This is a genomic window from Paenibacillus sp. J31R30 (genome assembly GCF_059692115.1).
The window spans coordinates 748,214-774,845 of record NZ_JCAUAV010000001.1 but is presented as its reverse complement, the minus strand read 5'-3'; the positions used below and the strand labels follow the sequence as shown (position 1 = coordinate 774,845).

24 protein-coding genes are annotated in these 26,632 nt (G+C 48.5%); 9 read left to right on the top strand and 15 right to left on the bottom strand.

All coding sequences use genetic code 11. The features are described from left to right. Positions 1 to 215 precede the first annotated feature (215 nt). Complete coding sequence (locus AC58QO_RS02585) at positions 216 to 1,676, top strand: stalk domain-containing protein (protein ID WP_497263739.1); 1,461 nt, start codon at positions 216 to 218, stop codon at positions 1,674 to 1,676. A 403-nt stretch (positions 1,677 to 2,079) separates the two neighbouring features. Here AC58QO_RS02585 and AC58QO_RS02580 read toward each other — a convergent pair whose 3' ends face one another. The 4 genes from AC58QO_RS02580 to AC58QO_RS02565 form a co-directional block, all read right to left on the bottom strand. After that, positions 2,080 to 2,973: a glycosyltransferase family 2 protein gene (locus AC58QO_RS02580; protein ID WP_497263738.1), complete on the bottom strand. Its 894-nt coding sequence runs from the start codon at positions 2,971 to 2,973 to the stop codon at positions 2,080 to 2,082. 12 nt (positions 2,974 to 2,985) lie between these two features. Continuing rightward, positions 2,986 to 3,582 (bottom strand): hypothetical protein, encoded by a 597-nt coding sequence (locus tag AC58QO_RS02575; RefSeq protein ID WP_497263737.1) that lies wholly within the window; start codon positions 3,580 to 3,582, stop codon positions 2,986 to 2,988. A 1,108-nt stretch (positions 3,583 to 4,690) separates the two neighbouring features. Next, positions 4,691 to 4,813: a group II intron maturase-specific domain-containing protein gene (locus AC58QO_RS02570; RefSeq protein ID WP_497264374.1), complete on the bottom strand. Its 123-nt coding sequence runs from the start codon at positions 4,811 to 4,813 to the stop codon at positions 4,691 to 4,693. Between the two features lie 43 nt (positions 4,814 to 4,856). Next, positions 4,857 to 5,048: a hypothetical protein gene (locus tag AC58QO_RS02565; protein WP_497264373.1), complete on the bottom strand. Its 192-nt coding sequence runs from the start codon at positions 5,046 to 5,048 to the stop codon at positions 4,857 to 4,859. A gap of 138 nt (positions 5,049 to 5,186) precedes the next feature. Here AC58QO_RS02565 and AC58QO_RS02560 point away from each other — a divergent pair, with 138 nt between their 5' ends. Then, positions 5,187 to 5,891, top strand: coding sequence for a glycosyltransferase family protein (locus tag AC58QO_RS02560; protein ID WP_497264372.1), 705 nt, complete (start codon positions 5,187 to 5,189; stop codon positions 5,889 to 5,891). 453 nt (positions 5,892 to 6,344) lie between these two features. After that, the gene (locus AC58QO_RS02555) at positions 6,345 to 6,512 is read left to right on the top strand and encodes a hypothetical protein (protein ID WP_497263736.1); all 168 of its coding nucleotides are present in this window, start codon (positions 6,345 to 6,347) and stop codon (positions 6,510 to 6,512) included. A 203-nt stretch (positions 6,513 to 6,715) separates the two neighbouring features. Here the strand turns inward: AC58QO_RS02555 and AC58QO_RS02550 are convergent, their stop codons facing one another. Both AC58QO_RS02550 and AC58QO_RS02545 read right to left on the bottom strand, forming a co-directional pair. Next, complete coding sequence (locus tag AC58QO_RS02550; RefSeq protein ID WP_497264403.1) at positions 6,716 to 6,838, bottom strand: hypothetical protein; 123 nt, start codon at positions 6,836 to 6,838, stop codon at positions 6,716 to 6,718. 161 nt (positions 6,839 to 6,999) lie between these two features. Beyond that, a complete protein-coding gene (locus AC58QO_RS02545) occupies positions 7,000 to 8,499 on the bottom strand; it encodes a DHA2 family efflux MFS transporter permease subunit (RefSeq protein ID WP_497263735.1) in 1,500 nt (499 codons plus the stop codon). Between the two features lie 144 nt (positions 8,500 to 8,643). On the opposite strand from AC58QO_RS02545, the gene AC58QO_RS02540 reads away from it, so the two are divergent. The 3 genes from AC58QO_RS02540 (at position 8,644) to AC58QO_RS02530 (ending at position 14,235) form a co-directional block, all read left to right on the top strand. Further along, positions 8,644 to 9,297: a TetR/AcrR family transcriptional regulator gene (locus AC58QO_RS02540; RefSeq protein WP_497263734.1), complete on the top strand. Its 654-nt coding sequence runs from the start codon at positions 8,644 to 8,646 to the stop codon at positions 9,295 to 9,297. A 4-nt stretch (positions 9,298 to 9,301) separates the two neighbouring features. Then, positions 9,302 to 10,141, top strand: coding sequence for a helix-turn-helix domain-containing protein (locus AC58QO_RS02535; protein WP_497263733.1), 840 nt, complete (start codon positions 9,302 to 9,304; stop codon positions 10,139 to 10,141). A 425-nt stretch (positions 10,142 to 10,566) separates the two neighbouring features. Beyond that, positions 10,567 to 14,235 carry a hypothetical protein gene (locus AC58QO_RS02530; protein WP_497263732.1) on the top strand — a complete coding sequence of 1,223 codons (3,669 nt, stop codon included), beginning with the start codon at positions 10,567 to 10,569 and terminating at the stop codon, positions 14,233 to 14,235. Positions 14,236 to 14,364: 129 nt separating this feature from the next. Here AC58QO_RS02530 and AC58QO_RS02525 read toward each other — a convergent pair whose 3' ends face one another. The 4 genes from AC58QO_RS02525 to AC58QO_RS02510 all read right to left on the bottom strand — a co-directional run bounded on the left by AC58QO_RS02525 (position 14,365) and on the right by AC58QO_RS02510 (position 18,823). Beyond that, positions 14,365 to 15,795, bottom strand: a complete 1,431-nt coding sequence (locus AC58QO_RS02525; RefSeq protein ID WP_497263731.1) for a HEAT repeat domain-containing protein — start codon at positions 15,793 to 15,795, stop codon at positions 14,365 to 14,367. Positions 15,796 to 16,135: 340 nt separating this feature from the next. Continuing rightward, on the bottom strand, positions 16,136 to 16,780 hold the full coding sequence (gene trhA, locus AC58QO_RS02520) for a PAQR family membrane homeostasis protein TrhA (RefSeq protein WP_497263730.1): 645 nt from the start codon (positions 16,778 to 16,780) through the stop codon (positions 16,136 to 16,138). A gap of 397 nt (positions 16,781 to 17,177) precedes the next feature. Beyond that, the gene (locus AC58QO_RS02515; protein WP_497263729.1) at positions 17,178 to 17,810 is read right to left on the bottom strand and encodes a glycerol-3-phosphate acyltransferase; all 633 of its coding nucleotides are present in this window, start codon (positions 17,808 to 17,810) and stop codon (positions 17,178 to 17,180) included. Then, entirely contained in the window at positions 17,807 to 18,823 is a 1,017-nt protein-coding gene (locus AC58QO_RS02510; RefSeq protein WP_497263728.1) for a glycosyltransferase, read from the bottom strand. The genes AC58QO_RS02515 and AC58QO_RS02510 overlap by 4 nt, the downstream gene beginning before the upstream one ends. A gap of 250 nt (positions 18,824 to 19,073) precedes the next feature. Between AC58QO_RS02510 and AC58QO_RS02505 the strand changes: the two genes are divergently transcribed. From AC58QO_RS02505 to AC58QO_RS02495, 3 genes are all read left to right on the top strand, one after another. Next, complete coding sequence (locus tag AC58QO_RS02505; RefSeq protein ID WP_497263727.1) at positions 19,074 to 19,316, top strand: hypothetical protein; 243 nt, start codon at positions 19,074 to 19,076, stop codon at positions 19,314 to 19,316. A 53-nt stretch (positions 19,317 to 19,369) separates the two neighbouring features. Continuing rightward, complete coding sequence (locus AC58QO_RS02500; protein ID WP_497263726.1) at positions 19,370 to 20,122, top strand: hypothetical protein; 753 nt, start codon at positions 19,370 to 19,372, stop codon at positions 20,120 to 20,122. Positions 20,123 to 20,375: 253 nt separating this feature from the next. Next, positions 20,376 to 21,230 (top strand): helix-turn-helix transcriptional regulator, encoded by an 855-nt coding sequence (locus AC58QO_RS02495; protein ID WP_497263725.1) that lies wholly within the window; start codon positions 20,376 to 20,378, stop codon positions 21,228 to 21,230. Between the two features lie 3 nt (positions 21,231 to 21,233). On the opposite strand, the gene AC58QO_RS02490 is transcribed toward AC58QO_RS02495, so the two are convergent. The 5 genes from AC58QO_RS02490 to AC58QO_RS02470 all read right to left on the bottom strand — a co-directional run bounded on the left by AC58QO_RS02490 (position 21,234) and on the right by AC58QO_RS02470 (position 26,618). Beyond that, positions 21,234 to 22,142: a phytanoyl-CoA dioxygenase family protein gene (locus tag AC58QO_RS02490; protein ID WP_497263724.1), complete on the bottom strand. Its 909-nt coding sequence runs from the start codon at positions 22,140 to 22,142 to the stop codon at positions 21,234 to 21,236. Positions 22,143 to 22,204: 62 nt separating this feature from the next. Beyond that, positions 22,205 to 22,996, bottom strand: coding sequence for a response regulator transcription factor (locus tag AC58QO_RS02485; RefSeq protein ID WP_497264371.1), 792 nt, complete (start codon positions 22,994 to 22,996; stop codon positions 22,205 to 22,207). 7 nt (positions 22,997 to 23,003) lie between these two features. Beyond that, the gene (locus AC58QO_RS02480; protein ID WP_497263723.1) at positions 23,004 to 24,785 is read right to left on the bottom strand and encodes a sensor histidine kinase; all 1,782 of its coding nucleotides are present in this window, start codon (positions 24,783 to 24,785) and stop codon (positions 23,004 to 23,006) included. Between the two features lie 132 nt (positions 24,786 to 24,917). Continuing rightward, positions 24,918 to 25,745: a carbohydrate ABC transporter permease gene (locus AC58QO_RS02475; RefSeq protein WP_497263722.1), complete on the bottom strand. Its 828-nt coding sequence runs from the start codon at positions 25,743 to 25,745 to the stop codon at positions 24,918 to 24,920. A gap of 3 nt (positions 25,746 to 25,748) precedes the next feature. Beyond that, complete coding sequence (locus AC58QO_RS02470) at positions 25,749 to 26,618, bottom strand: carbohydrate ABC transporter permease (protein WP_497263721.1); 870 nt, start codon at positions 26,616 to 26,618, stop codon at positions 25,749 to 25,751. Positions 26,619 to 26,632 lie beyond the last annotated feature (14 nt).

The following is a 26,632-nucleotide window of genomic DNA, read 5'->3' as shown; positions in this document are numbered from 1 at the left end:
TCCTGAGCCAATGGGATAGTGCCCACAAACAAAGGCATTAAGGTCCTCCCCCGCGCCAGCGTGCCTCAGGGCAAATTATTGCACTGTAAGCAATCTCCAAGCCACATATCCCCAAAGACATGCGTCTTAAACACCACCCGTCGTCCGAATGTTATAATAAACTGTATATATTTCATCATTTTTCGACACTCAACTTACCGAAGGAGACCCTACTTATGTTTCATAGGAAATTATTAATTCCAGCTACTTCTCTTCTGCTTAGCGCAGCTATTTTCGCAGGGAGTGCACCAGCACCCGCATCTGCCGCATACTCCCCATCCGTGAACGCGTCTACTAAACTCGTTTACGCTTCAGGTAAAAACTTCACCGTAAACGTTGTTACGGTAGATCTCACCGATCCAACGCTGGAGCTCGTTCCTGCGTTAGCAGATGGCGGAATCGGACATGACGATGCGATGCAAGCGATCATTGAGCGAGAGAACGGTGTTGCTGCAATTAACGGAACCTTTTTCAACGCGTACGAGTCGGATCCTTATATTCGCTATCCTAACGGGACACTGCTGAAGTCTGGCGAGCCCATGCATTCTGGTGAGAATCAGACGCTATTCCTGAACAAAGATAAAGTGCCAGATATTCAGTTCGTCAATCTCGACATTGCCATTCGCACCAGCGAAGGCGGCGGCACTTATACCATCAATCCTTGGGGGATTAACAAATATTACGGAGACACAAGCACTGACCAAATTGTCTGGTATACGCCGGATTTTGGCCGCTGGATCGGCTTTCCTAATGGCACCAAAGTAGTAATTAACGATGGACTTGTCACACGCATTACACAAGATTCCGTATTAGTCCCGGAAGGCGGTTATGTGCTCTTCGTCGGCAATAGTGCCAACAACAAGACGAATGTGTTAACCAACTTGGATGTAGGTGACAGAATTACGAAGGATATTATTGCGAAGGGTGAAGGCGGAAGCAATCTGGATGCCAAAACCTGGCTGTCCGCCATCGGCGTAGGTCCGAAGCTGGTAACGAACGGCTCCTCGGATATCAATGTGAAACGAGATGGCTTCACCGACCCTAAAGTTACCCAATCTTCCGCTGCTAGAAGCTTCGTTGGAATCGATGGCTCTAACCGACTCGTGATGGGCACCGTACCAAGTGCAACGTTGTCAGAGCTTGCAGCGATTTCGATCGCGCTTGGGTTGAAAGAAGCGATGAATATGGATGGCGGCTCTAGCTCAGGCCTTTATGCGAATGGCACGATGATGACATACCCAGGTCGGAAGCTCAGCAATGCGCTAGTTGTACGCAAGTTGGACAAACCTAAAGTTCAAATTGATATTAATGGACAATACATTTCTGATTTTACCGGCTTCATAGATAAAGAAACGACTGTCGTCCCGATTCGTCCTTTTATAACGGCGATGAACGCCAATTTTGCTTGGGATGCTGCAACTAGAACTGCTACTATAACAAATGCTGGCGTTACCTTGAAGCTCAAGGATGGAAGTTCAGTCGCTACAGTGAACGGAAAGTCTGTTTCTGTCCCTGTCCCGTTGCAAATCATGAGCGACAGCCGGATGTATGTCCCGCTGCGCCTTGTCGCTGAGTCACTCAAAAGTACCGTTACATGGAACAGCAAGCTGTACCGTGCATCGGTGCGTTTGCCTTAATTGCTTTTGATGATGTAACAAAAATAGCTGGTAGTTCAAACATGAGAAAATGTTCGAACTACCAGCTTATTATATTGAAAACTACATGGCCCCACGCATGTTTTAATGATCAATTCGATTTCCTTCTATAGGTGACATGATCTGGTTCTTCGAGACTAGTATTTCTAGCGAAATCTATTAACTCTTCATCCGATATATTCATTTTATTAACAACAAAATGATACATAATTTGATCTACAACATTGGACTCTTTATTTCTCAGTTTTCTTTTTTCAATATCTGAGAGGTTTAAGTATTCCGGGAAGTAAAAGAATTCCATTCTCACACAGCGAAAGTCCATATGAAGCTGCTTACTAATTGGATACTCATGTTGTACACTTCCTTAATTGGCATTAGAGCTTGCTCACAGCTTGGAAATGATGTCTCCGATCTTAATACTCTGTTCAATGATTTTCGGAAAATATTCCGAAAAAGAAGGTGATGATGTCAGTTCAGCTAGCCTCTCCACTTGTAATGTAAGCGCAGCTTTGTACATGCCCGAGTCCTGTAAAAAGCCTGCCACTCTTGCATTTAGCGTCAATTCGCTCCAATCTGCAAATGTAGATATACCGAAAGAGTTTTGAAGTTGGCCGAAATGTATACGGAAATAACTAAGGGGCTCAGGTAAATAAACGGCATTACCCCGAGCAAGAAGTGAGAGCCATGCCGCCACATCATTGATGGCCGTAAACTGTCTGCCGCCAAGAATGCCGAATGGTTCTTTTAAATCCTTTTTCCGAAAAAGTACGGTAGTCGGTTCTCCGATCACATTATATCCGTGACACAATATGTCATTGCCAAAATCAATTCCGTTCAATACTTTCGTTTCATTGAACAATCTTCGTGTTGCATATACAGCAGGTCTTACGTTACCGGATCCGTCGATCACTTGGCGGTAAGAAGTAACTAACGTGACATCCGGCATCTCAAGGAAGCAATCCATCATTCGTTCAATTTTCTCAGGGTGAAACAAATCATCATCCATTAAATAGTTCACATATTCGCCTGAGGATAATTCAAAACACTTATTATAATTTTTCACAAATAACACGGTGTCGTTTTTGAAATATTTGATATTCGGGTATCGTTCCAGATAGGGCTGCATCATAATCCAAACGCCCATGTCCGTGCTATCATCACAAATGATGATTTCAATATTCGGATAGGTTTGCTTAATGGCACTTTCTAGAGCTAATCTCAAATAATGAGGCCTGTTATACGCAGGAATCAGAATACTGACAAGCGGCTTACTTTCCATGTCATTCCTCCATCACTGATTTGATTTATTTTTATGATCCATTTGTTTCGAAAACATGCTCATAAATGTAAACGTTTCACCTTTAACCGGATGAATCCAATAATAATGAGGATCTATTTTTGCCGCCTTCATTTCATCGAAAGAAATAGGTTTTACAGTACGCACATATTGCAGGCTTTTATCATAATCCCAAGGATACTCCCGGCACTTTCCTCCATATTTCATAGCGAGTGTTGCATAGAGCATTTCTTCCATAGCAAAGGTATCCGTTGCGGCTAACAATTGCTCGAGCAGATTAATATCGGTTTCATCCAGTATTTTCCTAACTATGGAACGGCGATAAACTTGTGCGGGATTAAAATAGCGGACAATGTAGTTTGTCTGGAAGAACGGTTGCCAGCGATGCCATTCGTTCCACAGTGTAACCCCCGGATAAAATTGCGGATTATCATGTACTGAATGTTGTATTTGCATATGAGCTCCCATGCAGTCATAGCCTTCCATTACCTCTTCGATGAACGACTCAAAACCGTGCTTGATAAAAAGCACGTCAGAGTCCAAGTTAACGAGGTAATCGTATTCAATGTTCGTTTCTTCCAGCCAATTCATAACATCATATAGAAATCTGCCTAATTTTCCGTATTGTAATGGCCTGCTGTACGGACATATGGGAATGCCTTGGCAACTGCCGAAGTCCTTATTTGTCCCTCCGTTGTACAAGACAATCTTGGCATTAGGAATGTAATGTCGAATGTTTTTTATTTGCGCAGTTAGAATGCTTTCGTCCTCATGAGCCAATATCGTAAAACAAAGCATATAGGATCACATCTTTCAAGATAGATTGAACCGGCTTGAGTAATCGTTCGAAACCCGTTTGTCGCTACCAGTTGATTCAGTAAAATTGCGATGAATGTAACTACCATGTTTCTCATTGTAGACGGCGCGCTTTGAAGTCCTCTGTACGCATCAGATAGCATTGATCCGAAAATCCATTCCCCACATAAAAGCGATCATTCTCCTCTATCGATATTCCTGCTTCGCATATTCGTAGCTAAAGTTCCAGATCGGATTTGCAACCTTGATCCTGGGGTCATCTTCCATATTCTCAAGCGAATGCTCCACCCATTCGAGTGTCCCCTCCAGGATCGAGTCACTGGAGAAATGAAGCAAATAATCCGTTGTACACAAGTAAATAGCGACGAGCTCGGACTTGAAGGCATAAAAGCTAACCTATTCCGGATCGTTCACGTTATTGATGTATAAAACTGCTTCCTTGAAATGAGACCGATTATAGCGAAGATTTGCTTCCAGTCTCGGTGTTTGAAGAAGGTAACGCCAATCCTTTTCAAAGCACTTCGTCTCGAAGGTCACATTCCAACAGGTTCATATAACGCCTCCTTTCTTAGACAACCTTTCTTTTTGAAGGACTTCACTTTCTCGGCGCCCGAATCGAAAACAAAAAACCTTGCTCATAAGATATGCCCCTGTAGGTCCGCCTGCAACGGCTGGAACCTTATTTCATCTAATAATTCCCAAGAAAGGGCTTGCCTGTAATTACCGCCAATCAACGAACTTTTAGTTACCAGTTCTTTTGAAATCGAGTAGGCCCATGCGCAATTGCATGAGCCTCTTACAGATCCGGACATGTGGGTCATCGCATCCGACTCCTCCAGTTTTTATAACCTTTGGAGATGAAGTTCTTTGAAATAGCAAGCAACTAAGTCCCGAAATATCTGCCCCACCCCCGCAAATACGGGTTAAGCTCCTTCTTGACCAACCTTTGTACATCTACCGTTTGGTTTCTTCTCGTGATCTCCTTCACCCATTCTTTAAATTTCATCATTGCACTGGTTGAGGTCGTCATCTTCTTTCCCGGCTTAAATTCATGCCAAGGAATACAAATGATTCCCTTTGCTGTTTACAATTTTCGTTTTATCGGGGTGAACTATCAGTCCCATTTCCCTCTCAAGTAATCCGAAGACGGACTTCAATACACTCTCCGCACCTTTCTGTGTTTTGCAACAGAGCACAAAGTCATCTGTATATCTTGTTAGACGATGTCCTCGCTGTGTCATTACTTGATCTAAAGGAAGAATTAATTCGGATCCAACATAGATCTGCAATCCTTCGATCGTTCAATGCTACGCAAAAAAACTTGCGAATCAATGCGCCTTTTCAATGACAGCACATAAAATAGATAACAATCGTTTTGAATCCTAAAGCCAAAGGAGAAGATTACTCTGAATCCGAATAAAGTTTGCTTTATTACCTGCGTGAACAACATGCCGGAATACGAGCGTTCCCGGAATCATTTCCAATCGATTATGAAATTACCCGAAGGCTTTGAGGCGGAATTCGTGCCCATTATGGACGCAACGAGCATGACCAACGGCTACAACAGAGCAATGAGGGGCACGGATGCCAAGTACAAAGTGTATCTTCATCAGGATTTATACATTTTCCGCCCGACGTTCATCTCCGACCTGGTACGACTATTCCAGAACAATCCGCGGCTTGGTATGCTGGGCGTAGTTGGCGCGGCTAAACTGCCGGTAAGCGGAATCTGGTGGGAATCTCCTGCGAGATACGGGCAAATAATTGATAGCCATTCTGGCAAACTTAAGTTGTTGCCGCTAGGCGAGATCGCGGAAGAGTACCAGCAAGTCATGAGCCTCGACGGGTGCATCCTCATGACGCAATACGATCTTCCATGGCGAGAGGATCTGTTCACGAGCTGGCACTTCTACGATCAATCGCAGTGTATTGAGTTTATACGCGCGGGCTACCAAATTGGCATTCCTAAACAGACGTCCCCTTGGGTCGTCCATGATTGCGGAATCGTCGTCATGAGCAACTACGAAGAGTTCCGACAAGTATTCCTACGCGAATACGGTCCCGATATTCGAGCCGCTGAATAGGACAACGCTCTCTCGAATGTTCGTCATTACGATTCCGGATTCATACCTCTCAGGCGTGAATCTCGTACTCTTTCTTCGGGTTCACCTTTCAATGCACAAGGTTCCCGATTTCGGCTGCGCGGAAGGCAACCAGGGGCGCGCCATTATAGAAACACACCGCAGTCACGTCTACGGCCTTGAAGACTATCCTCCTGCCACACGGGAAGCTGAAAAGAAGTTCGATCGTGTATCTGCAGGGATATCGAAAAAGAACTGCCTCTAGAACCTGCTTCTCTTGCTTGCGTTATCTTCGGTGACGTACTGGAGCATCTCCGCGATCCCTGGAAAACACTTACGAAAGTCAAGCCCTTATTGAAGTCTATCGACGTTGTCTTGGCTTGCATACCTACCGTCGGGCATATCTCGATTCAGATCAACCTTTTGAATCAGGATTGGACCTATGAGGACCGAGGATTGATGGACAAAATGCATTTGTGCTTCTTCACGCTTCCGACCGTTACCCGCATGTTCGAAGACGTCGGGTATCCGGTCCGCCATACAGAAGTGATTTCGGTAACGAATGAACACTACGAAACCTACATTGCTTCGCTTGAAGAAGCGCAGACGGTTTTCCATGGGTGATTCTGACTTCACGAATACGGCCAGGGCATACCAGAATGTCATCGAGGCGGAGGTTGCCGGTTCTTAGAAATCGATCGTGATACAATCTCAGATGCAAAGAAGAGCCTGTCTCAAAAGTAACTACTAATTGTGATCGGGACAGATTCCATAGTGAGAAAAGGTTAATAATTAAATGACAAAGGAGCTAAGCGGCTTGTGTGCGCTTAGCTCCTTTGTTCTTTGCATCCACGGCGAGCGTCCACAATACGAACGAGGTGATTTTGAGGAATATCTTCTTCCAGATCCATTGGCAGTGTAAGTTGAACCATTGTACTTTGAATGTACAAAGAAACCGTCTCCTTTTTTAATGGTGGGTCGCACTTCCATTTTACCAAGGAACGGTTTCTTTTGGTTTTACAAAATTACTAAAAGAGGATGTCCCGCCAAATTCATCACTTTTGGGACACCCTCTTCTTTAAAATATATATGCCTATCGAATCAATCTAGCTTAGTGCAAACCTTCCAACGCCACATCGGTACGCGCTTCTTGATGCGCAGGGGACTTGCCGCGGCGCAAGAAAAGTCCAAGAACAATACCGCACATAGCAATAATCATCATGCAGGTGAAGGTATATCCAAAGGCATCAGGTGCTACGGATAGCATGGATTTTTGCATATCTGCCGGGGTACCCATTGGCAGCTTCTGTTCGGTAATCATCGTCGTCACGCGTGACGTTAGAATCGTTACTACGATGGCAACACCGAATGAGCTGATGACTTGCTGCATCGCACTTGTCAGAGAAGTAACCCGACTGACAAGGTCCTGCGGTGCTTTTTGAATCAAATGGGAGTTAATTGGCATCATCATGAGTCCCATACCTGCACCAGCCATCGCAAGTGGTAGAATGAGATCCGTTCTTTGCGTAGTCAAATCCATATGGGAATATTGGAATATCGCACCAGATACAAGTGAAAGTCCAATAACAACTAACCAACGCACGCCGATTTTATCAAATAAATAGCCGCCAATCGGCATCATCAGTCCGGAGGCGATTGCCTGAGGGAACAGGGTCAAGCCTGTATCAAATGCGCCGTAACCACGGGCTTGCTGTAGGAATTGCGGAAGCAGGAAGATCGCGCCAAACATACAGAATTGGATCACCCATTGAATGAATATACTAAAAGAAAAATCGAATGACTTAAATACGCGCAGTTCCAGCAAAGGAATTTTCGCTTTCAATTCGACGATGATAAATGCGATGAGTGCAACAGCACCAATAATGATGCCACCTAGCGCTTTATCTGATGTCCATCCCGATGCCCCCTGCGAAATCCCGTAGGAGAGCGACGCGAAAGCAATTGGACCCAGAATCATCCCTGGCAGGTCAAAGCCTGCCACTTTTTTACGAGCTACAACAGGTAACTTCCAAAAGCCAAAAATTAAGCTAAAAATACCAACAGGCAGATTAATTAGGAAAATCCAATGCCAAGAATGGTATTCAACTAACCAACCTGAAAGGATCGGACCAATGGCTGGCGCTAACAAAATAGGTACGCCTAGCATACCCATGACTTGCCCGATTTTGCTAGGTGGACTAAGTCTATATACATAAGCCATCGCGACCGGCATTACAAAGCCCCCGCCTAATCCTTGCAGGACGCGGAAAACGATCAGCATTTCTGCACTGTTCGGTGTCGCGCATAAGAGGGATGCAATCGTAAACAAGAATACGGATGTTAAGAAGACATTCTTCGCTCCAAATCGGTCAGATAACCATCCCGCTAACGGAATTACCGCAGCAGATGCCAGCATATAGCCTGTTACCGCCCATTGAATTGTAGGTAAATCTGTTTTGAAGTCAACCACCAATTTGGACAACGCAACATTCATTGCTGTCGTGTCGAGGATAACCATGAAAATGCCTGAAATAATGGCGATTAACGGCACCAGAATGCTCGTAATCTTAAATTCCGGCTCCGCTCCACCGGATACAGCTGTTTGACTCATTCCAAACTCCTCCTTAGACAATCTCTCTCTCATCATGTTACAATGTATACGGGACAATTGTCCGCTACTTCATGTTACGGACAATTGTCCGCAAAGTCAAATGATTTTTTCATGGACGATCTCTCTACCAGGAGGAACGAATATATGAACCACCCAGATGATCATAACCACATATTTTGTGATCCCGATAAAGAAACTATTCCTCAAAGTAGTCGACGCGGAGAACGTGATACGGAATATCGCCGTCGCATCCTTGCTGCTGCTCGCACACTGCTGGAAACGAATGATATAGAATCCGTCACCATGCATCAAATTGCGAAGGAATCCGGTGTTGGCCAAGGAACCTTATATCGCCGCTATACGCATATCGGAGATGTGTGCAGCGATTTGATCAAGTCCACGACCACTCGCTTTATTGAGACGCTGGAGGATAAATACGCGACAGCTAATCCGGTCGAATCTGGGCTGCAGCAACTTTCAGCCTGTATTCATGATATTATCGATTTCGTTGATGAGAATGTCGCGCTCTTGTCCGTTATATCATCCATGCATGCGGACAAACGGAGCTTTAGCATTCACAAAAAGCCATTCTTTATCAGACTTCACAATATTCTAGCTCCGCTGATTCAAAAGTCCGTCCAGCACGGCGAGATCAAAGAAATTGATATCACCTTAACGGTCAATACAATTCTCATCTCCCTTTTTCCAGAGCCGTATCTGTACCATAAAGAAGTGCTTGGCTACACGAAGCAGCAATTTACAGAAGGCATTTGTCGACTATTTGTAAAGGGAATATAACACTATGAAAACAGATATGAATGCGAGCCAGCGTACCTTTTGGAAGAAATATATGGCTAGAGCGAGAATTGAAGTCGATTATGCGGCATACACGAAGGTACCGAGAACTTGGAATGATGAAATTCCCGCATGTCCTGTAAATCGGCTGTATTTTATCATAGAAGGTGAAGGTTTTCTAAAAATAGGCGATCAAACCTATTATCCAAAGCCTGGCGAGCTATACCTGCTTCCTGCTGGCAGCGACCAAGCCTATGGGACGATCAGTGACCACACCTTCGGTAAGTATTGGTCCCATTTCACAGCGAAAATCGGGGATTTGGACCTCTTTCAGATTTTGCACACCAACCCATCGATTGTCGTCAAGGATCCAGCCGCGCTCCAACAAACGTTTGAAAAGTTGATTGCTTATCGCAGAAGTGATGCTTTATCAGCTGAATTCCGAGTCACTGGCATCCTCCATGAGCTTATCGCGGAATTTATTGATGGCAACGCATCCGTGAAGCTGAATCTAGCAACGACGCCGACCCACGAGAAAATGAATAGTGTTCTGCGTTACATGGAGCAGCATATGGCAGATCATGTTTCTATCGAAACGTTGGCCCAGCTCGCTCATTATCATCCGAACTATTTCATCAACGCGTTCAAACAGTTTACGGGGTACTCCCCGATTCAATATATGAACCATCTACGCTCGGAAAAAGCCAAAGATCTGCTCCTAACCACGGAGCTGAATGTCTCCCAAATTGCCGATTCGTTCGGCATGGAATTGTCCTACTTCTCCCGTATGTTCAAGGAACAGACGGGGTTTAAGCCAACAGCGTTCCGCGATTTACGACCGCGGTAAGTTGACCCTCTGGCCTTCCCTATTGGGAAGGCTGGGGGGCTTTTTTTACGTGAGGAGCATGCTCAGACAAAAAATGGATGCACCAATACAATTACAATAAAACAAAAGATCACAAGCTAGTGAAAGCTTGCGTATTTGTTAACTTCTGTCCATACCGATATAAGACAACCCACATAGTATAAAACAATACTAAGAAAAATGTGGAGGTGCCTATATTGAGCTGCTCAAATTGTAGGCCAAATAACAAATGCAAAAAATGCAAAAGAAAAAGATTGGTCGTTTGCCCTCCCATTAAAAGAAAGAAATGCTCTGATAAAGTAGTCGTTAAAAAGAAAATCGTTCACGTACAGTGCCCTCCCCCTGAAATTATTGTTAATGTACCCAAGGGTGAGACGGGGGCTACGGGAGCTAAAGGAGCTACTGGCGTGACGGGCGCAGCAGGTGCTACTGGTGCTACTGGTGCCACGGGCGCAGCAGGTGCTAAGGGCGACACGGGAGCCACGGGTATCACTGGTGATACTGGCGGCACAGGGGCTACTGGCGCGACCGGTGCGACGGGGGCATCTGGTGCTATTGGGAACACAGGGGCAACTGGTGCTACGGGCGCAGCAGGTGCTACTGGTGCTACAGGCGCTACGGGAGCAGCAGGGGCTACTGGTGCCACGGGCACTACGGGAGCAACGGGCGACAAGGGTGCTACTGGTGCTATTGGTGACATGGGTGCTACTGGCGCTACTGGCGCTACTGGCGCAGCAGGTGCTACGGGCACCACTGGTGGTACGGGCGCAACGGGTGCTACTGGTGCAGGGGCTACGGGCGACACAGGCGCTACTGGTGCCACTGGTGCTACGGGAGCGACGGGCGCTACTGGCACAACTGGTTCTACTGGTGCTACTGGTGCTACTGGCGACACGGGTGCTACGGGCGCGAGTGGCGCAACAGGCGCAACTGGTGACATGGGAGCTACTGGTGCTACTGGTGCTACGGGCGCTACAGGCGACACGGGTGCTACTGGTGCCACGGGCTCCACGGGTGCTACGGGCGCGAGTGGCGCAACAGGCGCAACTGGTGACATGGGAGCTACTGGTGCTACTGGTGTTACGGGCGCTACAGGCGACACGGGTGCTACTGGTGCCACGGGCTCCACGGGTGCTACGGGCGCCACGGGAGCTACGGGCGACACGGGCGCTACTGGCGACATTGGCGCTACTGGTGCTACTGGCGCCACGGGCGCTACTGGCGACACTGGCGACACTGGCGCGACGGGCGACACGGGTGCCACGGGTGCCACTGGTGCCACGGGTGCCACGGGTGCTACTGGTGCCATGGGCGAGACTGGCGACACGGGTGCTACTGGTGCTACTGGTGCTACTGGCGACACGGGTGCTACTGGCGCTACTGGTGACACTGGCGCTACGGGCGCTACGGGCGACACAGGAGCCACGGGTGCCACGGGTGCTACTGGTGCGACGGGCGACACTGGTGCTACTGGCGTCACAGGCGCTACTGGCGTCACGGGAGCTACTGGCGTTACGGGTGCTACTGGTGCTACGGGTGCTACAGGCGACACGGGTGCCACGGGTGCCACTGGTGCCACTGGTGCCACTGGTGCTACGGGCGACACAGGTGCTACTGGTGCTACGGGCGCTACTGGTGACACCGGGGCCACTGGTGCGACGGGAGCCACTGGTGCTACTGGTGACACGGGCGCCACGGGTGCTACTGGCGACACGGGCGCTACTGGCGCTACTGGCGCTACGGGTGCTACTGGTTCTACTGGTGCCACGGGAGCCACGGGAGCCACGGGCGCCACGGGTGCTACTGGCGACACGGGCGCTACTGGCGCTACTGGCGCTACGGGTGCAACTGGTGCTACTGGTGCTACTGGTGCTACTGGTGCTACTGGTGCTACTGGCGCGACTGGTGCTACTGGCGCGACTGGTGCTACTGGCGCTACGGGCGCTACGGGAGCCACGGGCGCTACTGGCGACACAGGAGCCACGGGAGCCACGGGCGCCACTGGTTCTACTGGCGACACAGGTGCTACTGGCGCTACTGGCGCGACGGGCGACACTGGTGTTACTGGTGCTACGGGCGCTACGGGCGCTACGGGTGACACCGGGGCCACTGGTGCGACGGGAGCCACTGGAGCTACGGGTGACACCGGGGCCACTGGTGCGACGGGAGCCACAGGAGCCACGGGAGCCACAGGCGCTACTGGCGCCACTGGTGCTACTGGTGCTACTGGTGCTACTGGTGCTACGGGAGCCACGGGCGCTACTGGCGACACGGGAGCCACGGGTGCTACTGGCGACACGGGAGCCACGGGAGCAACGGGAGCAACGGGCGCTACTGGCGACACAGGAGCCACGGGAGCCACGGGAGCCACTGGTGCTACTGGCGCTACGGGCGACACGGGAGCCACGGGTGCCACGGGTGCCACGGGAGCCACGGGTGCTACTGGCGACACGGGAGCTACGGGAGCTACGGGAGCTACGGGAGCTACGGGAGCCACGGGCGCGACGGGCGCGACGGGCGACACGGGAGCCACGGGTGCCACGGGTGCCACGGGAGCCACGGGCGCCACGGGTGCTACTGGCGACACAGGAGCCACGGGTGCCACGGGTGCCACGGGTGCCACGGGTGCTACTGGCGACACAGGTGCTACTGGCGCTACTGGCGCTACTGGCGCTACGGGCGACACGGGAGCCACGGGTGCCACGGGAGCTACGGGAGCCACGGGCGCGACGGGCGACACAGGAGCCACGGGAGCCACGGGTGCCACGGGTGCCACGGGCGCCACGGGTGCCACGGGTGCCACGGGTGCTACTGGCGACACAGGTGCTACTGGCGACACAGGTGCTACTGGCGCTACTGGCGCAACGGGCGACACGGGCGCTACGGGTGCCACGGGTGCTACTGGCGACACAGGTGCTACTGGCGCTACTGGCGCTACGGGCGCTACGGGCGACACGGGAGCCACGGGTGCCACGGGAGCCACGGGTGCCACGGGCGCTACTGGCGCTACTGGCGCTACTGGCGACACGGGAGCCACGGGTGCCACGGGTGCTACTGGCGACACAGGTGCTACTGGCGCTACTGGTGCTACTGGCGCGACTGGTGCTACTGGTGCTACTGGCGCCACGGGTGCTACTGGCGCCACGGGTGCTACTGGCGCCACGGGTGCTACTGGCGACACGGGTGCTACTGGCGCCACTGGTGCTACTGGTGCGACGGGAGCCACGGGCGCTACTGGCGACACAGGAGCCACGGGAGCCACGGGCGCCACGGGCGCCACGGGCGCTACTGGCGCTACTGGCGACACGGGAGCCACGGGTGCCACGGGCGCCACTGGCGCTACTGGCGCTACGGGCGACACGGGAGCCACGGGTGCCACGGGTGCCACGGGCGCTACTGGCGCTATTGGCGACACGGGAGCCACGGGTGCCACGGGCGCCACGGGTGCCACGGGTGCCACGGGCGCTACTGGCGACACGGGAGCCACGGGTGCCACGGGTGCTACTGGCGCCACGGGTGCTACTGGCGCCACTGGTGCAACTGGTGACACTGGTGCCACGGGCGCTACGGGCGCTACTGGCGACACGGGAGCCACGGGTGCTACTGGCGCTACTGGCGCCACGGGTGCTACTGGTGCTACTGGTGCCACTGGACCTGCAGCGATATCCGAGTTCGGGTACATTTACAACTTAGGTGCTCAAGTGGTAGCACTAGAGGCTGCTGTAAGTTTCGATACAAATGGTATTATTTCATCAGGTATTACACATCTTGCTGGAACAGCTCAGATCACTATTACCAATCCCATTCCGGGTAACTATGAGGTTTCCTATTCCATCTCCGGTGTAGAACCCAACCAATTCGCACTATTTTTAAATAACTCCGTGGTTTTGGGATCCATTTATGGTTCCGGTGCTGGCACTCAGCAAAACAATGGGCAGGTAATCGTCGCATTAGCAGCTAGCGATACTCTAACTCTGCGAAATCATAGTTCAGCTGCTGCGGTCACCCTTCAGACATTAGCCGGTGGCACACAAACAAATGCAAACGCTTCGGTTCTTATCAAAAGATTAGGTTAGTATCTATTAAATCTGTGAGAAGTTTGCGGGCCTAGCCTGCCATTTCTGTAGGCTCACAAACATCAAAAAACGACCAATCCCCATTTATCAAAGGGATTGATCGTTTTCTCATTCGTACTTACCGTACACTTAAGGATAAAACGCATTTTTCGCTGTTGTCGTCGGACACCAACGTGAGTTAAGCAGGAACTTGATGAGCGTATCCTTCGCACGTTCAGTTCCGATGTAATGCAGAGATTCCGCTGCATGCGCGCGAACGTAGCGGTTCTCATCATCCAAGGCGCTTTCCAGTTGGGGAATTGCAGCCTCGGCGCTTGCCCCTAATCGGGACAGGGATAGGCTTGACATAAACCGAACTTGTGCACTCTCATCCTGCAGCGCCCCAGCTAAGCAGGCGACCACTTGATCGTACCCGGATTCCATAAGACCAAGTGCATCAACTACAGCGCAGCGAATCGTCTCCGATGGATGCTTTATCAAACGTACAAGTGCAGGTATTGCCTCGCTTGCAAGCCCTCTTAGCTCACCGAGTGCGAACACTGCGTGTGCAATAACTTCCTCAGAATTCCCTTCCGCTCCATCAGCCGTACCGGCTAACGCTGCAACCAAGCCCTCAACTGCATCACTTCCCGCTACAGATAAGCCATAAGCAGCATTCCGGGATACATTTTTATCATCAGAGTGAAGCGCTTGAAGCAATGCATCTACACCACCCTGCCCACTTGCGGCAAGCTCATATGCCGCATTAATTGCAATCGGCTCAAAGCTGCTCAAACCTGCTGCCAATTCCTTGATTCGATCTGGATCGGAAGCAACCGTATTGGCAATGCTGCCGACTTGTCCAGACAGCCAATTCCACGTCTCTTCCCACATCAAATCATGCTCGGCGATTGGTAACCTCAATCCTTCCGGTTTCCGCCAGACACTCTCCACATTGTTCCAGCTTGGCGATTGCGGCAGCTCGGTGCGCATGAATTCGAACTTCAACATATAACGAGGTTGTCCCAGTACATTCGGAGTGGAACGGTGCCAAATATCATAATGAATCAGCGCAAAAGTACCCGCTTCCCCACTCGCCAATACCTCGCCCTCTTGTTCATTTCCTTCAAAAGTGCGAGATTCATAGTTTTGCGTTCCTGGCAGAACGCCGGTTGGTCCTAATTCCACAGGCGTATCCTGCGGGAAATACATGATCATGGCCCATTGCGGGTGATGGTTCCGCATTCTTTTATAACCCCAATAGCTATCTTTATGCCATCCACCGGCAACGCTTGAGGCATTGAAATGCCCATGACGATGCGCATGCATCATATAGTTAGGTCCCAGCACACTAGTTAACGCACCTGTCACAACAGGATGGTCGAACACTTTGCGCAGCTCGCGAACGCGAGGCAATAGATTGTTGCCTGGGTTACCCTCTTCGTTATACACCGTGTTCAACTGTTCAACTAAACTTTCGTGGAAATCACGCGGAAAATCTGTTTTGAGAATCAGGCAGCCATTCGTAATAAACGTTCTCATTTGTTCATCGTTCAATAATAAAGGTGAGTTGCTTGGCATTGTCTCTGCCTCCTTGGTATCTTAGGAATGAGTGAACCATGCTTTTATTATATGAATGATGCTTTCGACATTAAATAAACAATCTTAATCCGTACTAGCACAAAATTAAGGTATTATTATCCATCTAGATTCAAGTTGCTAGATGAGAGGCGACCCGATGACCTACCCGCAGGATTTAAAAGAACGAACGCCATTATGGGACAGCAACTACCCCATACGTTATTATAGAAACCGTCCCTCTCCTAGCGCGAAGGATGTTACGATTCTCAATCGACAGTTGAATTTGAACAGGCAAAAAGTGCCTATGAGCTTGTTATCAAGCACAAGTTACATGTAGTGCTCATAGAAGCGCGGGCATCACGTAGCTATACACAGCGATAAAATGGCAGGCACTCCCAGCCAGAACAAACAGATGCCAGATGGTATGATGGTAGCGTAATTTTCGCCAGAGGAAAAAAGGGACACCCATGAGATAGCTCACTAACCCGAGCCCGAGCCAAGCAAACGCCATGTGGGGAAGTGCCACATATAAGGGAACGATGAAGAGCGTCATGAAAGCGCCCATACCCAAATAAAACAGTAGCCCCCAGGGCATAAATCGCTGAATGATGAGATGCACATATCGTACACCGCCGAAGGCTAGCGCCCAGATCACGATGAGAACCTCAATCGATAATCGGCTTTGAATGGTTATGAGCAGGAACGGCGTGTATGAACCTGCCATCGCGATGAATATCGCTGCATGATCCAAGCGTTCGAATCGTCTCCCCCACTTGGGTGAGCGTACGCCATGCAGGAGTGTCGAGGACACATACACTAAGCAAAGCGAAGCGCCGAAAACAACATTACTAGCCGTGTATAACCAATCTTCAAAAAGCGCAGATCGCTGCAACAGCAAAATGAGCCCATAGACGCTTAAACACACGCCAATCCCATGGCTGACTGTGTTTAGGCGTTCTTCTTTGCGTGTAAGATGATCCTCCATGAGCCTAGGCACTCCTTTCGCGTATATGCCCTAGTTTTTCCCAAGGAGGTGGCGCGTATGTATGCGTAGATTGCCTCTGGCGAGATCGAGATAGTCGGTTTCACCGACTTACTCCTCTCCTATTGCCATTCTCGCCTCGCGTAAATCGATTTTTTCGACTTATACTACTCCTTTTGTCATGGTCGCCACGTGTAAACCGCCAAAAAAAGTAAAAACGCCGCCAGCTCCAACAAAAAGGAGCTAGTGGCGTGTGCTTCGCGCTTAAAATCATGTACCATGATCCTTGGCAAAACAAACTTCCTTCTCCATCTTTCAAATAAAGATGGGTTTGACATCCGCCATACGGCGCGGTAACACAACACACCACGAGGATCCGCGCGCGTTGGGAGTCACTGCATCATAATTGCTGGGATTCTTCTTTTTGTGTGTTCTTTCTATGCAGGAAGGAAGACAACTCTTTGCGATGCTTCAGCATGATCAGGAGCGTGTTCCCCAACCACACCCAGAGCAGCACAGCGGCGGCATCCCTCACATAGAGATAAACGCCCAAAAGCAGCATGCCGATCACGACCTGCTGACCATCTGCCTCCGACGAAATCGGCTTCCATTTGTTTATAACCTTCATTAAGCCAAGCATAATGGCCAAAATGACAGCTAACGCAAGTGACACCTCAAACTGTGTCAACCCGCTCCAGACGCCGAAAGTGACGGCGATGGCTTTGCCCCCTTTTCCACGTAAAAATGGGGTGAACGCGTGTCCTAAGATCGGTGCCAATGCAATAGGAATCAACGCATAGCCTGACATCCCGCCTGCTTCCACAGCCAATCGAATGATGAGATACCCTTTGATAAAATCGAGCAACACCCCGACAATCCCGAGCCGATAACCCGCTGCTTTCCATAAATTGAGGGCACCTGGATTGCCGTCTCCCACTGTCTTCAGGTTTTTCCGAGCCAACCGACCTAGCCAATAGCTAAACATGAGCGCACCCGATACAAAAGCACAAATCGTCCATCCGATGATGATCATTGCTCTCGCCTGCTTCCTACTTTAACTTGCCGCCCTTTCCAGGCTACATGCCCTAGAAATACGACCTGATACATCGAGTACAGCATGACCAGGATGAAAAATAACGTTGACACCATGTGCAAAACAGGCGTGACAATGCCAAAAATACCAACGTATTTTACAAAATAAAAGAGCTGTGCCATGTAAATGAGGTAGCCGATAAGTAGCGGAACGCCCCAAGAAGTATCTAGGAAAAATGGGAAAGCTGCTGAGAGGACCAGCCCAATGGCCCAAATAGCAGTAAGCGTAAGAGTACCTGCTTTGAGCTTAGACGTGCCTAGGACTGCGCCTTTGCCGAAGCCTTGGATCTGGCTTTTTAGCCCCTGAGGATACATCCGAAAAGAGACCAGTCCATACCCGATAAAATTGTTCACTGGGATGCCTGCCCTCGCATAAGTAGCACCGAGATTCAGATCGTCCAGCATTTCCGATTTGATGCTTTCGTGGCCTTTGATCGATTCGTAATCTGCTCTAGTCGTTAAAATACAGGACCCATACAGGCCCTTCTGTGTATTATTTTTTTCAAAAGGAGAAGTAAACGCAAATACGCCGAGAACGTTGAAGATAAGCGCCAATCTCTCTCTCAAATTCTCCGTGTAATGGTAGGGTACAATGGATAGCACCCCTCCTAATTTATTCCGCACCTTCACTAAACATTCTAAAGCCCGCGGAGCAAATCGAATATCTGCATCCAAGAAAGCAATGAGATCCCCAGTCGCATGGGAATAGCCGTTCCATACCGCCCAGTTTTTGCCCGTCCACCCGTCAGGCAGCTTAGGATTGGAGATCACTTTAACCCCGAAGCTTTCGGCGATTTCCCTCGTATGGTCATCCGAAAAATCATCGACGACTATAATCTCATAAGGCTCTAAGGTTTGAATTTTAAGCGAATGCAGCAGGATGGGGAGATTGTCCGCTTCATTCCTAGCCGGAATAATAATAGACAGCTTAACATCATTCAGAGCTTGATCCATGCTGTGTGGTATTCCATGTCTCCTAAAAATCATGAAACCAGACAGACACCCGAGTACACATATGACTAGCAACGCCATCCCTAGAACTCCTCCTTCACTTCCTACTGTGGGCGGATCCTGAACGAGCCTTTTTTCGATCCGGTAATACAGGCTATATAGATGTATATGAAAGTTCAATCGCTCTTCATGCGAACATTTCGCTCGGTATGGTATAATATTGCTTATCACCTTAATGGAGGCATCTTTAACTATGAAAATTTATGTCATCCTCTCTTTTGATGGGGAAACACTCGAGAATGTTTATGTCGGTCCCGACGAGGAAAAAGCGCTAGCGTTTAAGCCGGCTGATTTTGAAAATTGTGATGCACTTTTCGTGGAAATTTGGGAAGACGGGGAAAAAACCGACGATTTCCGCTTAGAGGAAGAAGAAGATTTGGAAGATGAAGAAGATCTCGATGTAGAGCTTGATGAGGATGAAAATAAAGATAACTGAGGAAGAAGAGAAGTAGAACTTCCCACTACATAGAATAGAAAGGTTGATTACATATGGACTACGCGTTCGCCATTCAACCAGCTGCGTTTACTCGTTTTGATGAAGAGTCTGAGCTGATCGAGCAATGTAAAGAATGGGGTTTAGTATCTGAAAAAGCAGTAAAAGCGAAGGCCTTTTTCTATAAAGGTAATAGTCTTAATGTGGCTTGCAATATTGTTGGCCTAGTGGATCCCATGACGGCTGTGATTGAATTGGATACGAAGCAGCTGCACTGCATTCATCCGTCCTATTTGAAGGAAATGCAAGCGGCGAACTATAGCCCGCGTGGAGCTGTGTTAGCGGAAGATGCTGCATTAGCGGACGAGTTTGAGACTGCCGAGCCGGAAGAGAAGCCAGCTAAACCAGCGAAAGCCGCTAAGGTTAATGCTGTAGCTGAAGATGGACAGGCTGCTCCTGCTGAGAAAGCGCCTGCTAAGGAAAAAACAAAAAAAGAAAAAGCCACTAAATTGGAGCTTCCTGAAGAGAAAGTGAAAATGAAGGCGACGGTTACTGAGTTTACGACCGTGCCGAATAACTTCTCGGACACCGATGATGAAGTCATCATCTATGAAGCTGTTTCGATTCTGGAGCCAGCTATCGAAGTCGGCACCGCGTGGTCGAGCCACAGCGCAACGCTCAAGAAGCTTGATCTCGCGATTGGCGACACCGTCACGTTCGAGTGCAAAATCGTAGCCAAGAAGCTGAGCAAGCATCCGGTGCCTTATAAGATTAACAATCCAGGCAAGATGCAGAAGGTAACGGAATAAGGATTTAAGGAGCTTCAGCCCTGATGGGGCTGAAGTTTTTTGTTGCGATGGCCTTTAGCGCCATAGCTTATGAGCATTATCCCATTGACTCAGAATATGGATCAACTCTTGCTGACCTGAGCGAAGGGGATAGTGGCGATAGGTACCTTTTACCTTTATGAAACCGTCGACACCCCTCCCTAGTTGCCAAAGGCACTCTACAAACTTCACACCTTCATGCTACAATGGAGCATATAGAAAGGTGCTGATCATTATGGCTTCCAACCTCAGTACGCTGCAGCCTGTAGAAACGATTGGAATGCTTCAGGACTACCATTTCCCTCCCTATATCACGTTGGCACATATGTTCCACGCCCCGCAGGGCTGGGCAATCCGCAATCGAGAAATGACACAGTTCATCCTGCAATATGTGGTGGATGGCTTCGCTCACTACCCGGTTGGTGATCAACCGTACGAGACGCACCGCGGCGATCTCTTGTTTCATCGTCCCAACGAGCGTCACTCCATCATTAAGGCGGACCACAGTCCTTATGTGTGTATTTCATTGGTCTTCCATTTTGGCACTTCCGCGTTTCCCTATGAGGAGCTTTTCAAGCATAAGCATCTCCTCGGCAATTTCGCGGATCACCCGGTTGAGACGATGCTGTCGCAGCTTGTTTCGCATTACCGCCAGCCCGGTCTTGTGCATCAGATGCATTGCCAGAGCTTGCTTATGCGCATTCTGGCTGAAGCCGCACAAGCCATCGAATCTGGCGCAACCCGCACCAAAACAGACGCGCTTACCATGCCGAAGCTCGTCCTCATTAAAAACTATCTCACCGAGCACTACAATCGGGAGATTCAAATCAAAGAGCTGGAGGACGTATCCGGCCTCAGCAAGAACTATATACTTACCTTATTCCGCCAGCATGTCGGGATGTCGCCTATGCAGTATTTGACTTGGATCCGCATCAACAAAGCGAAGGAGCTGGCCATTCACAGCAGCCTCTCTTTCAGTGAAATTGCGGATCGCGTCGGCTACTCCGATGTCCATACATTCGGACGTATGTTCAAGAAAAAAACTGGGCAAAGCTTAACCCAGTTTTGTGCGAATTTGATCTATTCCTGACCGCTAACCCCGCCAATAATCATCATGCGCATACCGATACGTCTTCGGCGCCATCTTCGCGCCTAACGCGAAAGCCCCATTCGGCTGATACGCATATGGCGTTTCACCCGACGTATAAGCAGCTTCCCCGCGCTTTTCAATGCAATCCACAAGCATATGCTGCTTCAAGGCTAGATACTCCAGCGTATGCGGGCCAAATTCCGCTTCGATCTCACCTGGACGGAATTCGTAATACACGGTTCGGCGAAGCGCATTGCCATCCCCCTCAGGAGAGCCGTGCAGCAGCTGAATGTTGTGAAAAATCACATCGCCAGGATTCATCGGCACAGGGACCGCATCCCTGAAATCAAAGCCTGGTCGCGCACAGCGCTCCTCTGCATCCTCAGCAGCCCAATGGTTGCTTCCAGGAATCACCCACAAGCATGACTTCAGATCTGCCTCATCCAAATAGAAATCAACGTTGAAGATCGGCCGCGGATCTGTACAGCCCTCAGGCATCAAAGCATCGCGATGCCAAGGCACGCTGGCCGCTTGATTAGGGATTTTTACAACTAAGGAATCCCAGGTTGGAATGAAGTTAACCCCTTGAATCTTCGCGACAGATCGCAAGATGAACGGATGCGCAAGCAGGGCTTTATTCGCCTCTTGCTTATCGATAATATACTCCGTCCGCCAATACTTGCGTTCGCCGTTCTTCCTCACGCGATACTTATAATCGTCATCATCGCTTCCAGCCATTCCGATTTCTACGTCCTTCATCGTTTGCTCCTGCAAGAGCCGAAGCTCCTCTCCAACCACAACATTCCGAATGACGAGAAAGCCATTGTCCAAGAAAAATTGCGCTTGCTCATCTGTAATCACATCTTGCAGCAAAGCATTAGCTTCAGGTATTTGAATCTCTTGTTGGCTCATACGAACAACCCCCTCAGATACGTTTCATACCTTTACTTTACTGCAACATGCTGAAGAAATCTTTAGTCTAAACAGGCATTATGGTTGCCAAAAGCACACTGACCAGCCTGATATTCCTTCGGCGTCTTGCCGACTGACTTTTTGAATAGCTTGGTAAAATAAACGGGATCCGAATAGCCAACTAATGAGCCCACCTCATACATTTTCACATCGGGATGATCTTCCAAAATATGCTTCGCTTTCTCAATCCGCAAATCCGTTACATAGTCCGTGATGGTCTTGTTCGTTTCCTTTTTAAACAATTTACATAAATAACTTGGATTCAAGCCTGCTTTCGTTGACAGCTCATTCAAATCGAAGGCCTGATTAAGATCCGCTTCCAGTATGCGAATGACGTCGGCAATGATCTGTCTCTTATGCTCCTTAGGCTCGATAGGCAAGGGATCACCAGCATCCTTCTCAGAGGAATCGGACAGCGGTAAACTCTCCGCCACTCGCTTCAATACTTGAAACAGCTCCTTCTTGTTCACTGGCTTCGACAAATACTCTTCTACCCCAAACCGAATCGCTTGACGCGCATACTCGAATTCATTAAATCCGCTTAGTAGAATAATATGAGCATCCGGATAATCCGCTCTTGTTCGTTCTATAAGCTTCATGCCGTCCATCATTGGCATTTTGATATCGGTTAGAAGCACCTTGCAATCGTCCGCTTCCCATCCGCTCATTTTATCCATCGCTTGAATGCCGTTCGCACACAAGCCTATAATCTCAATCGGCAAATCCATCCCTTCAACCATAGCCTGAAGACCAAGCCGAATGCGCTGTTCATCATCGACGATTAACATTTTCATTTGCAACTTAGGCACTCTCCTTCCAAGCTTCCAGAACAGGTAGTACAATCGTAACGGTTGTGCCGACCTCGACTTCACTGCTGACTTGCAAGCCAAACGGGGCACCATATTGCAAAATAATTCGCTCATTCACATTGGCAATGCCGATGTTGGATCGATTCTCTTGCTGTACGCCTAGCAATGCATTTCGAATAATTTTCAGCTGCGCCTCATCCATTCCGCACCCATTATCCTGAACCGTAAAGTAGATCGCCTGCTTTTCTTCATAAGAAGTGATGGTGATGAGGCAATTCTCTTCTCTCATTTCAAAACCATGCAGTATCGCATTTTCCACAATCGGTTGAAATAATAGTTTAATAACGGGGTAGGTCAGATGCGCCTCATTGATGTTCAATACTAGCTGAATGTCTTTGGAGAATCGAAAGTTTTGCAGCGCCACATATTTCTCCAAATGATCGAATTCTTTATGAATCGTAACTTGATCCGTCCCCCGCAAAATGCCGTACCTCAGCAACTCACCCAAATTATAGGTCATTTCCGAAATCTCATAATCGCGCTTGACCTCCGCCGTCATACGAATCACTTCCAGCGTGTTATAGATAAAATGGGGGTTAATTTGATGCTGCAGCGACCTGAGTTCAGCCTCTCGTTTGCGATTTTGCGTCTGATAGACTTCTTCCACCAGCTCGTTAATTCTTCTAATCATATTATTAAAATGCTTCGCCAATATGCCAAACTCGTCCGAGTATTTCACCGGTATTTGGACGTTCAAATTCTCCTTATTGACCTGCTTCATCGTCCTCATTAGAGTCCTTAACGGCCTTGTCAAAGCAATCGCAATAATGGCAGATGTAACTAAAGCTGCTGTTATCGATAATAAAACGAGAATCATCGTGAAATCCCGTGTCACTCTCGTTTCCTCTGTTAAATGATCCACCGGGATGAGAACGATTTGCTTCCAGCCCGTCACTTCTGAGGTCGTATAGGAGGTTAAATACGATTTGCCTTCCAGCGTCACCTTAAAACTGCCTTGCGCGCCAACCGCTTTCTGAACGAGCTCATTATTCGCAACATTCGTCGAAATCCATCTCTGCTCGCTATCATAAATGACTGTATTCTGATCGTCGATCACCATCGTTCGGCCTTTGGTTACCTCATCAAGCTCGCGCACCGCGTCAGCGATAACCTGAATGCGAGAATCGAATATGATCATCCCGATGCCTTCCAGCGAATTCGTGTTTTTCAGCTCACGGGCAATGGAAAAGTAATATTTGTCCGTTTGACCTACCCTTATTTTCTGCGTGGAGATCACAATAGAGGAACCTTGCGCATTGCGCACTTGTTCGCGTAAATCCACGGCCTGCTGCCGGATATTCTCCCGAATCGTATCATTTTTCGTACTGTCGTACATATTGCCATAATTATCGAAAATGTACACAGACTCCGTATCATTCTTCAGACTGTTCAAGCCTTTAACAAAGTTCTGGAGACGATTATTTTCTTCCACCGTTTTCGCCTGATTAGCTAAGGACTCCTGAATATCCTGCATGTAAATTTGACTGCCCGTAACTCGCTTAATATCCGATACGTACTGGTCTACCCGCTCCAAAATTTTCTGCGAAATCTGATTCACATAGAGAGCCGTGTTCTTTTCAATTGACTTGGAATAACTCGAATAGGAAATCATTGAAATCGTTACAATCGGCACCGTGATTAAAATAACAAAAACTGTTATCAGCTTTTTAGTTAGTGACAACCTCACAATCCAATGCCATATATCGCTTAGCACAAGAAGTTCCCCCCAGCTCTTTCACAGGAATGTAAGCCCTTTCTTTTTAAAAAAGCCAAGAAAACCCATGGCTCCTAACAAGGGCCGTGGGTTACTATTTCGACTCTAGCCTAGAGGTGTCCTGCTAGCATGTTATTTCACCGAACCATTCGTAATTCCGGAGAAAATATACCGTTGCAGGAACAAGTACAGCACGACGGTTGGCAGTAAAATGATAAGAATGGCTGCACAGATCAACTGCCATTCGGCACTATTCGTGCCTGTGAATTTCATTAATGTGGTCGAGACTACACCGAGCTTCTGCGAGGGCATATACAAATATGGCGTATACATATCGTTATAAATCGAAATTGTTTTAAGAATAATCACCGTTGAGATGGCTGGTGTAAGCAATGGTATAATGATGCGATAGAAAATGCCATACAAGGATAACCCCTCAATCATCGCATTTTCATCAAGCTCATAAGGGATGTTCCGAATAAACTGAAGAAGAATGTAAATTTGGACCACATCAGCACCAATGTACAAGAGCACTGGGGCGAAATGGGTATTGAATAATCCCAACCATTTGATAATTGAGAAAATCGCCACCTGCGTCGTAATCACTGGAATAATTGCTGCACCCGTGTATAGACCGAGAATGAGGAAGCGACCTGGGAATTTAAACCGCCCGAGTACATAGGCCACCATAGTCCCCATAACGATGTTCCCCAGCAAGGATAAACCAATCACGATTGTTGTGTTGAGAAAAGCCTGCCCCAGATTCCCACGCTCAAATACAAGCTGGAAGTTATCAAAATTAAGAAAGGAGTTCGGCAGTGAAAACGCGCTGGACGTGCCGTATTCCTTACTTCCCTTAAATGCATTTACACATAAAATGTACAAGGGAAAGAAGATGATCAAGCTGGCTAACGACAAAAGCGTGTATTTCACTGTCGATGTGATCGGTCTTGGTTTCATGGGTTACTCCTCCTTTCCTCCAACAATTCTACGTTGTGCGGATACTACGGCAATAACAACGATCATAAGCAGAACGCTCATCGCTGATGCGAGTCCGAAATTATTATATTGAAACGCGGTCTCCACTGTTTGCTGAACATACGTTTTACTTGCCGCCAAAGGGCCGCCTTTGGTCAGAACGAAGGGGAGATCAAATACCTCCAAAGCCCCAATTACAGTCAGAAACAGATTAAGCTCGATAATTTTCCTCATACCAGGTAATGTAATGTAGCGAAGCACTTGTAATCTACGTGCGCCGTCGATTTTAGCTGCTTCATAGAGATCTTCCGGCAGTGACTGCAGCGCCCCTAAGTAGACGACCATGTTAAAACCCATAAACTTCCATGCGCTGATTGAAGCTAATGAGACGTTGACGAGACCAGGCTTACCTAACCAGGAAATTGGCTCTACACCTAATAGACTTAAGAAATAATTCAATGAACCCATATTCGTATCAAAAACATAACCAAACATGAACGCTACAGCGACCCCATTCATAATGTAAGGCAAGAATAGCACCGTTCGAAACACGTTGCGCCCCTTGAGCTTACTGTTTAACAGGACAGCAAAGAAAAAGGCAACCACATTTTGCAAAATGCCGCCTACGAAGTAGGCAACGTTATGAAGGAAGATATAAAATACTTCTAGATTTCCCATGATTTCTCGGTAATTATGAAACCCAACCCATGTTTTAACCGGTGTTAGTCCATCCCATGACGTGAAGCTTAAATAAATAAGCCTCATAGCCGGATAGTAGGTGAACGTCAGCAGCAGCACAAGGGGGACGATTAGGAAGGATACGATCAAAGTGATTTTTTGTTGTTGGTAGCTCATCTCCATACCTCATT

Coding starts and splice junctions, on each gene's coding strand:
- AC58QO_RS02515 (WP_497263729.1), bottom strand. CDS start 17,810: ATGATCATCATCGGATGGACGATTTGTGCTTTTGTATCGGGTGCGCTC.
- AC58QO_RS02495 (WP_497263725.1), top strand. CDS start 20,376: ATGGCTTCCAACCTCAGTACGCTGCAGCCTGTAGAAACGATTGGAATG.
- AC58QO_RS02575 (WP_497263737.1), bottom strand. CDS start 3,582: ATGAATTGGCTGGAAGAAACGAACATTGAATACGATTACCTCGTTAAC.
- trhA (WP_497263730.1), bottom strand. CDS start 16,780: ATGGAGGATCATCTTACACGCAAAGAAGAACGCCTAAACACAGTCAGC.
- AC58QO_RS02535 (WP_497263733.1), top strand. CDS start 9,302: ATGAAAACAGATATGAATGCGAGCCAGCGTACCTTTTGGAAGAAATAT.
- AC58QO_RS02525 (WP_497263731.1), bottom strand. CDS start 15,795: ATGCCAAGCAACTCACCTTTATTATTGAACGATGAACAAATGAGAACG.
- AC58QO_RS02470 (WP_497263721.1), bottom strand. CDS start 26,618: ATGAGCTACCAACAACAAAAAATCACTTTGATCGTATCCTTCCTAATC.
- AC58QO_RS02490 (WP_497263724.1), bottom strand. CDS start 22,142: ATGAGCCAACAAGAGATTCAAATACCTGAAGCTAATGCTTTGCTGCAA.
- AC58QO_RS02585 (WP_497263739.1), top strand. CDS start 216: ATGTTTCATAGGAAATTATTAATTCCAGCTACTTCTCTTCTGCTTAGC.
- AC58QO_RS02475 (WP_497263722.1), bottom strand. CDS start 25,745: ATGAAACCAAGACCGATCACATCGACAGTGAAATACACGCTTTTGTCG.
- AC58QO_RS02545 (WP_497263735.1), bottom strand. CDS start 8,499: ATGAGTCAAACAGCTGTATCCGGTGGAGCGGAGCCGGAATTTAAGATT.
- AC58QO_RS02580 (WP_497263738.1), bottom strand. CDS start 2,973: ATGGAAAGTAAGCCGCTTGTCAGTATTCTGATTCCTGCGTATAACAGG.
- AC58QO_RS02565 (WP_497264373.1), bottom strand. CDS start 5,048: ATGACACAGCGAGGACATCGTCTAACAAGATATACAGATGACTTTGTG.
- AC58QO_RS02505 (WP_497263727.1), top strand. CDS start 19,074: ATGAAAATTTATGTCATCCTCTCTTTTGATGGGGAAACACTCGAGAAT.
- AC58QO_RS02510 (WP_497263728.1), bottom strand. CDS start 18,823: ATGGATCAAGCTCTGAATGATGTTAAGCTGTCTATTATTATTCCGGCT.
- AC58QO_RS02485 (WP_497264371.1), bottom strand. CDS start 22,996: ATGAAAATGTTAATCGTCGATGATGAACAGCGCATTCGGCTTGGTCTT.
- AC58QO_RS02540 (WP_497263734.1), top strand. CDS start 8,644: ATGAACCACCCAGATGATCATAACCACATATTTTGTGATCCCGATAAA.
- AC58QO_RS02500 (WP_497263726.1), top strand. CDS start 19,370: ATGGACTACGCGTTCGCCATTCAACCAGCTGCGTTTACTCGTTTTGAT.
- AC58QO_RS02570 (WP_497264374.1), bottom strand. CDS start 4,813: ATGAAATTTAAAGAATGGGTGAAGGAGATCACGAGAAGAAACCAAACG.